We start from the raw sequence: 9,211 nt of genomic DNA, 5'->3' as shown, positions 1-9,211 counted from the left end.
CCTTGGGCGGGCGGCCGCTGGTGATGGTGAACAGGATCCCGCGTTCACGCAGGCGTTCGACAGCCCGGATCGCCCGGGGTGTCAGGATCTTGTCCTTCGTGACCAGGGTGCCATCCACATCGGCCAGAACCAGTCTGATCTGGCTGGCTGGCGTTCCGGCTGCGTCCTGGGGCATGGTGCCTCTCCCTTCTGTGCCGCGCGCCTATGCGCGGGGCAATACAAAACTTTCCATGGCAAAAGCCCATCCGTCCTGCGTATTGGACCGCGTCACGAAACGGGCATGGGCCTTCACATTATCGGGCGCGTTGCCCATGGCGATGCTGACCCCGGCTTCCTTCAGCATGGGAATATCGTTGTTCATATCCCCGATACACGCCGTATTCCGGATATCAATATCCAGCAGTTTTGCCAGTTCTTTTGCCGCATAGCCCTTGTTCGCCCGTGGATGCGTAATATCAAGGTAAATGGGTGAGGACCGGTGTACGCTCGCCTTGCCAGCCAGCAGGTCCGCAAGCGCGCGTTCCACCCCCGGCAGGGTGTCGGGATCGGCTGACACCCCCATGATCTTGCCCACATTTTCATAATGCCCGGCAAAATCGTCCACCTGCACCGGGGTGGTCTGCACCACGTCACGTTCATGACGGACCTGCGGCGTGTCGTCACGGCGCACCAGCCAGTCGTGGCCGATGAACAGCCATGGTTCGACCCCGTGGGCGATCAGGAATTCAACCGCCGTCCGGGCTGTTTCCGGGTCAAGGGACAGCCGTTCGCGGATCGTGCCGTCGGGATCACAGATCAGGCCGCCATTCAGCCCCGCAATGGGGGTATCGATGCGCAGTTCCCTGACAAACTGCATCATGCCCCGTGGCGCGCGGCTGCTGACCAGGCTGAGCTTGATGCCAGCTTCGCGCACATCATCCGCCGCCTGCCGCGCGGCGGGGGTCAGCTTGCGTTCCGGCGTAATCAGGGTCCCGTCAATATCGGATATGACAAGGCGGACGTCCCCTGCGGGGGTGACGGGTGGGGTCATCGGCATCATCCAATCTTCAGCCAGTGGCGGTGGTCGCGGGCCAGCAGGGCGTCGGCCGCTTCCGGCCCCTCGCTGCCAGCCGCATAGAAATCAAGGCTGCGCGCATCCTGTCCCCAGTCCAGAACCGGCTGCACGGCGCGCCATCCGGCCTCGATGTTATCCGCGCGCTGGAACAGGGTGGCGTCCCCGATCATGCAGTCATAGATCAGGGTCTCATACCCCGTACTGGGCCCTTCGCTGAACCATTCGGCATAATCGAATTTCATCCGCACACCACCCAGTCGCACGGACGGGCCGGGAATCTTGGCCGAAAACTGCATGGTCACGCCTTCGGTCGGCTGGATATGGATGACCATGATGTTGGGGGCCAGCTTTTCCACCGGCGTATCGCGGAACAGCGCATAGGGGGCCGACTTGAAGTGAATGGCGATTTCGGTCTTGCGCGCGGCCAGCCGCTTGCCCGTGCGGACATAGAACGGCACCCCGGCCCAGCGCCAGTTATCGATCTGGAACTTCATCGCCATGTAGGTTTCGGTCAGGGAATGGGGGTCCACGCCGGGTTCCTGCCGGTAACCGGGCACTTCCCTGCCGCACACCACTCCCGGCGCGTACTGCCCGCGCACCACATCCTGCGGCAGCAGGGGGTGGATGGCGTCCAGCACCTTGGTCTTTTCATTGCGCACGGCATCGGCATCGAACGAAATCGGCGCTTCCATCGCCGTCATGGCCAGAAGCTGCATGACATGGTTGGGCACCATGTCGCGCAGGGCGCCGGTGCCTTCATAAAATTTCGCACGCTGTTCCACGCCCACCGTCTCGGCCGCGGTGATCTGGACGTGGTCGATATTCTGGCGGTTCCACAGGGGTTCAAAAAACCCGTTGGAAAACCGCAATGCAAGGATGTTCTGGACCGTTTCCTTACCAAGGTAATGGTCGATGCGGTAGATCTGCTGTTCCGTCAGCGTATGCAGCAGCCGTTCGTTCAGCGCCACGGCCGATGGCAGGTCGCTGCCAAAGGGTTTTTCCACGATGACGCGGCGGAAGGTATGCCGTCCCTCCCGCACCAGCCCCGTCTCCCCCAGCCGGTCCACGATGGGGCCAAAGAAACGGGCAGCCACGGCAAGGTAGAAAATGCAGTTCTGCTCACCTACGGTCGCGGCGATGTCCTGATAGGTCTGCATGGATTCGAAATCGCCGCGCACGTAGCGGATACGCGGCTGCATCCATGCCCATACGTCCTCACGCAATGTCACGGCTTCAGCGCCACGGCGGGCGGCAAAATCCTCCAGCGCGGCGCGGACATTGCGCTGTAGCTGCGCATCGGTCAGTTCGGCGCGGTCAACCGCCACGACACCGAAACCGTCATCCAGCAAGCCGGCACAGGCCAGATTGTATATGGCGGGCAGCAACAGGCGACGCGTCAGGTCGCCCCCACCACCAAAGATGACAAACGATCCCGGCGGGCTGCGCCGGGGGGCGGCTTCATGCCCGGGATCGCCAACCTGTGATACCGCCGAGGCAATGATGTTTTCCATTGTAATGCTGTCCCTGGACTGTTTCCGCCTGTATTCCTCCCCCGGCTGTTCCGGTTGCAGTCATTGAGCGCTGTCGTTTGTTCCAGGAACAGCCGGGACCCGGAATGCGTAGCACCCCGGCGTCCCGTCAGTTACCAACCGTGTGTCAGGTCAGTTATTCGTACCCTCGATGTGACCACCAAAGCCGAAGCGCATGGCGGACAGCATCTTTTCACCAAAGTTGTTGCCCGTGCGTGAACGGAAGCGCGTGAACAGCGATGCGGTGATGACGGGCACAGGCACCGCTTCCTCGATCGCGGCCTCGATCGTCCAGCGGCCTTCGCCGGAATCGGCCACGTCGCCCTTGTAGTTCGACAGGTCGGGATTGCCCGCCAGCGCGCTGGCCGACAGGTCCAGCAGCCACGACGACACGACACTGCCACGGCGCCAGACTTCGGCAATGTCCGCCATGTTCAGTTCGAAACGCTGGTCTTCGGCAAGTTCGGTCGAATTCTTGGACTTCATCACGTCAAAGCCTTCGGCGAAGGCCTGCATGATGCCGTATTCGATGCCGTTATGGACCATCTTCACGAAATGGCCGGACCCTGCGGGACCGCAATGCAGGTAGCCCTGTTCCGCGCGCGGGTCGAAACCCGGCTTGTCACGGTTCGGGGTGCGCGGGATATCGCCGATTCCCGGTGCAAGGGCCGACAGGATGGGGTCGATATAGTCGGTGGCGTCCTTGGTGCCGCCGTACATCATGCAGTAGCCGCGTTCCAGACCCCATACACCGCCCGAGGTGCCGACATCGACGTAGTGGATGCCCTTCTTCATCAGTTCGGCAGCGCGGCGGATGTCGTCCTTGTAGAAGGAATTGCCGCCATCGATCACGATGTCGCCCTTGCCCAGCAGGCCGCCAAGTTCCTGCACCGCCGCTTCCGTCACCTCACCCGCGGGCAGCATCAGCCAGACCACCTTGCGGCCGGACAGCTTGCCCACCATGTCCGCAAGTCCGGTGGCCGGGATGCAGCGCTTGCCTTCAGCCTGGCCGCATACCTTTGCCGTGACCGCGGGATCACGGTCAAAGGCCACTACGTCATGGCCATGACGGGTCAGGCGGATGGAAATGTTGCCGCCCATCTTGCCAAGGCCAACAATACCAATCTGCATAATCAAACACTCCTGGAAAAGGGGGATAGGGCCATAGTCCTACCGTCCTGGCGATCATTGCCCAATGACCACAATCAAAAAGCCCGCCCCCTCACCGGAAGGGGCGGGCCAGCATGCGGTCAGACCGCGCGGGCGATATCCTGCCCAAGTTTTTCAAGGCCAGCCTTCAGCTCACCATGGATGTGGACACGCAGCACGCGGCGGCCACGTTCGGCCAGTACCTCCATGTCGCCACGGGCCTGCGCTTCCTTGACGATGCCGAAGGTGTATTTCTCACCCGGCACCGGCAGGTTGACTTCATCATCACACGTGATCTGCAGGAACACGCCCGTATCAGGCCCACCCTTGTAGGCCTGCCCGGTGGAATGCTGGAAACGGGGGCCGAATTCGGCGGCCGTGGCCAGCTTCAGCGCATCACGCAGGTCCAGGCGTACCTTCTGGATCCATTCGCGCGTCCATGTATCACGGTCGATATAGGCCAGCAGGGCAACGTAGTCGCCTGCCTTGCCACGGGCGAAATGGGCCTTGAGGATTGCTTCGGCCGTCTTGCCGCCACCCAGCGCCGAAGCATTTTTCGGATCGGCATAGAAGGCGAACGGGCCATCCTTGGCGAACGGTTCGTACGGCGGCAGCTTGCCGGTTTCGTTATAGGCGGTGGTGATCTTCTTGGTTTCGATCTTCGATTCCTCGACATCAGGCTGGTTGAAGGCGTTGATGCCGATGATCGAACCGGCGACAGCCGTCGCGAATTCCCAGCGGAAGAATTCTTCCAGCACCTGACGGCGTTCATGCAGTTCGATGGTGACGACCGGCTCACCCGCCTCGACCAGCGCGGCAAAGGCCGCGTCCTGCTTCGGGCACGGATCTTCGGCCAGACGCAGGTAGGTAAACACCCGGTCCGTGCCATACACACCCGGCTTGCCGATGGTTTCATCATCGATGGGAATCAGGCCCTTGCCATCCTTGCCGGTCGATTCCGCCAGAAGCTGTTCCAGCCATGCGCCCATGTCGTAAATGCCGGGGGATGCAATGATGGTGATCTTGTCACGCCCGAAATCGCGCGCGGCAACCCCCAGAACGGCACCCAGCACCACGCCGGGATTCTGCGCCGGTGGCACGGACGCGGCACAGGATTTCTCGCCACGCTGTGCGGATTCCAGCAGCAGCTTCAGCGGCAGGCCCGCGACGGCTGCGGGCACCATGCCGAAATCGGACAGCACGGAATACCGGCCACCGATCTGCTTTTCACCGTAGAAGATTTTCCAGAATTTGTCCTTCTTCGCCACGTCTTCCATGTGCGAACCCGGATCGGTCACGGTGATGAAGTGCGAACCGACCTTGTCGCCCAGCACCTTTTTCGCCTGATCGAAGAAATAGGCCTTGAGGATATTCGGCTCCAGCGTGCCGCCGGACTTGGACGAGACGATGAACAGCGTCTTGCTGATATCGATTTTCTTCTCAAAGTCACGTACCTGCTGCGGATCCGTGCTGTCCAGCACGTACAGGTGCGGGAAGCCCTCATGCTTGCCAAATGTCTGGGCCAGCACTTCAGGCCCAAGGCTGGATCCCCCCATGCCCAGCAGCAGCGCATCACGGAAGCCGCGGGCCTTCACCTCTGCCTGGAAATCCTCGAATTTCGACAGGGCGGCCACCTGGTCATCGGTGATGTCCAGCCATTTCAGCCAGCTTGCCTCGTCCTTGCCGGTCCACAGGGTTGCGTCCCTGTCCCATAAACGGCGGACATTGCCCTTCCTGCGCCATGTCTCCAGTTCCGCATCGACCGCATTTTTAAGGTCGGCAGGCAGCTTGAGCGCGGTGGAGGTCACCTTCCTGCCAAGGAACGCCGCCTGCTTGGCCGCGACCGAACCCAGCAGGTCATCAAACGCATCAGCGAAGGAGGCGACACCCTCATCCACCAGCACCTTGGTCACGCCATCAAGGTCAAGACCAAGGCGCCGGGCTTCGGTCATCACCTTCTTCGCGCCCTCGATATCCTGCGTCAGGGTCGGGGCCACCTTGCCGTGGTCACGGAAGGCGTCGAATGTGGCGGGGGGAATGGTGTTGACGGTTTCGGGGCCGATCAGGCCATCCACATACAGCACGTCGCTGAAGGACTTGTCCTTCGTGCCCGTGCTGGCCCACAGCAGGCGCTGTGGCTGGGCGCCGGCATCGGCCAGCTTTTTCCACCGCGGGCTGGCCGTCACGTCCTTCCAGTGTTCGTACGCCATCTTGGCGTTGGCGATCGCGACCTTGCCGCGCAGCGCCTTCAGCGCGGCGCTGTCCTTGTCGCCCTTCGCCACGCGGGCGTCGATTTCCTTGTCGATCTTCACATCGATGCGGCTGACGAAGAAGGACGCAACACTGGCGATGCCCTTCACACTCTCGCCACGGCCAAGACGGTCCTCAAGCCCGGTGATGTAGGCTTCCAGCACCTTCTTGTAGGCATCGATCGAGAACAGCAGGGTGACGTTGATGCTCAGTCCTTCGGCAATGGCGGCGCGCACGGCGGGCACGCCTTCTTCAGTGCCGGGAATCTTGATCATGAGGTTGCGGGCATCAACCGCCTTCCACAGACGCAGCGCTTCATGCAGCGTGCCCTTGGTGTCACGCGCCAGATAGGGCGAGACCTCAAGGCTGACATAACCGTCCACGCCCTTTGTCTGTTCATAGACGGGATACAGCACCCTGGCTGCCGCCCGGATATCGTCCACCGCCAGCAGTTCGTACAGCGCGCCTGCATCAAGCACCTGGTGCGCCAGCACCGAACGGATCTGGGCATCGTAATCCGTGCCCTGCCCCATGGCCTTCTGGAAGATGGCGGGGTTGGAGGTCACACCCTTCAGCCCGTCTTCATCCACCAGCTTCTTCAGGCTGCCATTTTCGGTATAGGAACGCTGGATGAAGTCCAGCCATGGGGACTGACCATAGCGGGCCAGTTCCTTTAACGGATTTTCGCTACCAGATTCTTGCGCACTCATGCCGTGCTTCCTTTGCCTGCGGCAGCGCGGGCAGGCCCCGCGTCGCCAATACTGCTTCTTCAAAAACAAGGCAGGCGGAACGTACTGTCCCGCCTGCCTGTCCATTGTGCCTATTTGCCCGCCTGCCTGCGGGCTGCGGCCACCACGGCATCAACCGTGAAACCGAATTTGACCTCCAGCTGTCCCGCCGGGGCGGAGGCGCCAAACCCGTGCATGACGATCGTCTCCCCCGCAAGGCCGGTATAACGGTCCCAGCCAAGCCCTGCTGCCTGCTCCACCGCGACGCGCGCGGTGACATCGGGCGGCAGGACGCTGTCGCGATAGGCCTTGGGCTGGGCCTCGAACAGATCCCATGACGGCATGGAGACCAGACGCACCCCGATGCCATCCGCCTTCAGCTTTTCCGCAGCCTTCACGATCAGGCCGACCTCGCTACCCGTTGCCATGAGGATGACATCGGGACGCCCGTCGGTATCCGCAAGGACATAGGCCCCTTTTGCCAGACCTGTTGCTGGCGCATAGGTCTTGCGGCAGATGGTGGGCAGGTTCTGGCGGCTCAGCGCCAGCACGCTGGGACGGTCGGTGATCTGGATGAGCGTGCGCCACGCTTCGGCCACCTCGTTCGCGTCCGCCGGGCGCAGCACGGTCACGCCGGGGGTGGCGCGCAGCTGGGCCAGCTGTTCGATGGGCTGGTGGGTCGGCCCGTCTTCGCCCACACCGATCGAATCATGGGTGAAGATATAGGTCACCGGCAGCTTCATGAGCGAAGACAGCCGGATGGGCGGCTTCATGTAATCAGAGAAGATCAGGAAGCCCGAGCAGTAGGCCCGCAGGCCATACAGCGCCAGCCCGTTGCTGATCGATCCCATCGCATGTTCGCGCACGCCGAAATGCAGGTTGCGCCCGCCATAGGTCCCGCCCCATTGCGGCGGCTGGAAATCACCCGCGCCATCGAATGTCAGGTGCGTCTTGGTGGACGGCGACAGGTCGGCCGAGCCACCGATCATCCACGGGTAATTCTTCGCGATTTCGTTCAGGACCTTGCCCGAACTGGCGCGGGAGGCGACACCCTTGGCGTCCGTATCGAATACCGGGATGTTACTGTCCCATCCTTCGGGCAGGGTGCCAGCGAAGATGTGATCAAGCTGGGCTGCCTCATCGGGATATTTGGCGCGATAGGCCTTGAACAGATCATCCCACGCCCTGGACGCGGCAGCACCCCGGGTGGCGATTCCCGCCTGGAAGTGTTCCGGCACGCCATCGGGCACGTAGAAGTTCCTGTCTTCCGGCCAGCCGTAGAATTTCTTGGTCTCGCGGATTTCCTCGACGCCCAGCGGGGAGCCGTGCGCTTCGGCCGTCCCGGCAAGGTGCGGCGCGCCCCAGCCAATGATGGAATGGACAATGATCAGTGTCGGGCGGGAGGTTTCGGCCTTCGCTTCGGCCAGCAGGCGGCGCATGTCGCCGGTATCGTTGGCATCCTTCAGTTCAAGGACATGCCAGCCATAGGCCTCGAAGCGTTTGTGCACGCTTTCGGTAAACGCGATATTGGTCGAACCTTCGATGGAAATATGGTTGCTGTCATAGATCCATGTCAGGTTCCCGAGCTTCAGGTGACCCGCGATGGACGCGGCCTCGCTGGAGACGCCTTCCATGTTGTCGCCATCACCGCACAGCGTATAGACGTGGTGATCGAACAGCGTGAACCCGGGACGGTTATAGCGTTCGGCCAGCCATTTTTCCGCGATTGCCATGCCCACTGAATTACCGCAGCCCTGGCCCAGCGGCCCGGTCGTGGTTTCGACACCTGCGGTGTGATGGTATTCCGGGTGGCCGGGCGTGAGCGAGTCCAACTGGCGGAACTGCTCGATATCCTCCAGCGTCAGGGCGGGCCGGTCATTACTGGCCCCGCCGGGGCGCACATCGCGGATACCGGCCAGGTAGATCAGCGAATACAGCAGCATGGACGCGTGCCCGATCGACAGCACGAAACGGTCCCGGTTGGGCCATAGCGGGTTGGCCGGGTCATAGTTCAGCACATCGCGCCACAGCGTATAGGCCACGGGGGCAAGCGCCATGGCGGTGCCGGGGTGGCCGGAATTCGCCTTCTGCACCGCATCCATGGACAGCGTACGGATCGTATTGATGCACAGCGTATCGATATTGGTGGGCATTGCGCCACCTCCTTCAGGTGCCATCAGGGGGGATGTATTCAGGGAACGCATGAGAGACCGGCCTCCTTACAGCCATGGTTGCTGTCCTGATCGGGCCGGACATACGGCCTGAACACGACAACCTTTCTTGTTTTTCTTTCCATACCACCCGCACCCGGGCCGCCCGGCGGCGGACAGCACGGAGCACAAGGAAAAAAGGCTTTTCACGGCACGCACCTTCTCACGACCTTCGGGACGGAACAAGCCATCTCGTCAAGCCGTTACCCTTACCCCGCCGAACATGCGCGCCATGTCCCGCCATTACATGTGACAGCGCGTGACCACCCACCCGGTTGCCCGGCCCCCGAC

General features: G+C 62.0%; 6 protein-coding genes. All 6 read right to left on the bottom strand.

All coding sequences use genetic code 11. The features are described from left to right. A partial coding sequence (locus tag F1542_RS12475; RefSeq protein ID WP_182356393.1) for an HAD family hydrolase occupies positions 1 to 175 on the bottom strand: 175 nt, incomplete at its 3' end. A gap of 27 nt (positions 176 to 202) precedes the next feature. Next, on the bottom strand, positions 203 to 1,039 hold the full coding sequence (locus F1542_RS12470; RefSeq protein ID WP_193733330.1) for a Cof-type HAD-IIB family hydrolase: 837 nt from the start codon (positions 1,037 to 1,039) through the stop codon (positions 203 to 205). Next, complete coding sequence (gene zwf / locus F1542_RS12465) at positions 1,036 to 2,565, bottom strand: glucose-6-phosphate dehydrogenase (RefSeq protein WP_193733329.1); 1,530 nt, start codon at positions 2,563 to 2,565, stop codon at positions 1,036 to 1,038. Before zwf ends, F1542_RS12470 begins: the two co-directional genes overlap by 4 nt. 150 nt (positions 2,566 to 2,715) lie before the next feature. Next, a complete protein-coding gene (gnd, locus tag F1542_RS12460; RefSeq protein ID WP_193733328.1) occupies positions 2,716 to 3,714 on the bottom strand; it encodes a phosphogluconate dehydrogenase (NAD(+)-dependent, decarboxylating) in 999 nt (332 codons plus the stop codon). A gap of 119 nt (positions 3,715 to 3,833) precedes the next feature. Further along, the gene (locus tag F1542_RS12455) at positions 3,834 to 6,692 is read right to left on the bottom strand and encodes a bifunctional transaldolase/phosoglucose isomerase (RefSeq protein ID WP_193733327.1); all 2,859 of its coding nucleotides are present in this window, start codon (positions 6,690 to 6,692) and stop codon (positions 3,834 to 3,836) included. Between the two features lie 110 nt (positions 6,693 to 6,802). Beyond that, entirely contained in the window at positions 6,803 to 8,914 is a 2,112-nt protein-coding gene (gene tkt / locus F1542_RS12450) for a transketolase (RefSeq protein ID WP_193733326.1), read from the bottom strand. Positions 8,915 to 9,211 lie beyond the last annotated feature (297 nt).

Origin of the sequence: Komagataeibacter sp. FXV3 (assembly GCF_015155755.1) — a bacterium.
Classification (GTDB): Bacteria; Pseudomonadota; Alphaproteobacteria; order Acetobacterales; family Acetobacteraceae; genus Komagataeibacter.
The sequence above is the reverse complement of the archived record's forward strand: the minus strand, read 5'-3'. Positions and strand labels throughout refer to the sequence as shown.

Coding starts and splice junctions, on each gene's coding strand:
- F1542_RS12470 (WP_193733330.1), bottom strand. CDS start 1,039: ATGATGCCGATGACCCCACCCGTCACCCCCGCAGGGGACGTCCGCCTT.
- zwf (WP_193733329.1), bottom strand. CDS start 2,565: ATGGAAAACATCATTGCCTCGGCGGTATCACAGGTTGGCGATCCCGGG.
- gnd (WP_193733328.1), bottom strand. CDS start 3,714: ATGCAGATTGGTATTGTTGGCCTTGGCAAGATGGGCGGCAACATTTCC.
- F1542_RS12455 (WP_193733327.1), bottom strand. CDS start 6,692: ATGAGTGCGCAAGAATCTGGTAGCGAAAATCCGTTAAAGGAACTGGCC.
- tkt (WP_193733326.1), bottom strand. CDS start 8,914: ATGCGTTCCCTGAATACATCCCCCCTGATGGCACCTGAAGGAGGTGGC.